The 760-nt window shown below is 47.9% G+C and carries 1 protein-coding gene; it reads left to right on the forward strand.

Annotated elements, in window-relative coordinates:
- A partial coding sequence (cysK, locus tag R7093_RS25210; protein WP_318147017.1) for a cysteine synthase A occupies window positions 1-760 on the forward strand: 760 nt, incomplete at both ends.

Here is a 760-nt window from a genome sequence, read left to right on the forward strand (position 1 = left end):
GTGCCGTATCGGTGCAAACATGATTTGGGAAGCAGAAAAAGCTGGCACTTTAAAGCCAGGCGTAGAGCTAGTAGAACCAACCAGTGGTAACACAGGTATCGCATTAGCGTTCGTAGCAGCCGCTCGCGGTTACAAATTGACTCTAACTATGCCTGAATCAATGAGCCTTGAGCGCCGCAAGCTACTTAAAGCACTAGGCGCAAACCTTGAGCTAACTGAAGCAGCGAAAGGCATGAAAGGCGCAATTGCTAAAGCAGAAGAGATCGTAGCAAGCAATCCTGAAAAATACCTTCTTCTACAACAGTTCAACAACCCTGCTAACCCGCAAATTCACGAGAAAACAACTGGCCCTGAAATCTGGGATGCGACAGACGGTGAAATCGATGTGCTAGTAGCAGGCGTTGGTACGGGTGGCACTATCACTGGTACAAGCCGTTACATTAAAGGTGAGAAAGGTAAAGCGATCACTTCTGTTGCTGTAGAACCTGCAGAATCACCAGTAATCGCGCAAGCACTAGCAGGCGAAGAAATTCAACCAGCACCACACAAAATCCAAGGTATCGGTGCAGGTTTCATTCCTGGAAACCTAGATTTGGACATTATCGACCGAGTTGAGCCAGTGACTTCTGAAGAAGCAATTGAGATGGCTCGTCGACTAATGGAAGAAGAAGGCATCCTTGCGGGCATCTCTTCAGGCGCCGCTGTCGTTGCTGCGAACCGAATTGCAGAACTACCTGAATTTGAAGGAAAAACCATCGTA

Source organism: Vibrio sp. 1580, from assembly GCF_033340055.1.